The sequence below is a fragment of the Escherichia sp. 94.0001 genome, from assembly GCF_013369155.2.
Lineage (GTDB): Bacteria > Pseudomonadota > Gammaproteobacteria > Enterobacterales > Enterobacteriaceae > Escherichia > Escherichia coli_F.
In genome coordinates this window covers 1-281 of the sequence record NZ_JABWMS020000298.1, presented here as the reverse complement: position 1 = coordinate 281, position 281 = coordinate 1, and the positions used below count along the sequence as shown (strand labels likewise).

Here is a 281-nt window from a genome sequence, read left to right as displayed (position 1 = left end):
AGACGCCGCTGGAGAAATATACCGCCCGTCAGGAAGAACTGAACAAGGCACTGAAGGACGGGAAAATCCTGCAGGCAGATTACAACACGCTGATGGCGGCAGCGAAAAAGGACTATGAAGCGACGCTGAAAAAGCCGAAACAGTCCGGCGTGAAGGTGTCTGCGGGCGATCGTCAGGAAGACAGTGCTCATGCTGCCCTGCTGACGCTTCAGGCAGAACTCCGGATGCTGGAGAAGCATGCCGGAGCGAATGAGAAAATCAGCCAGCAGCGCCGGGATTTG

The 281-nt window shown here is 56.2% G+C and carries 1 pseudogene; it reads left to right on the top strand.

What is annotated here, in order from left to right:
- Positions 1 to 281, top strand: a pseudogene (locus HEN33_RS25820) (phage tail tape measure protein); the annotation flags it as partial.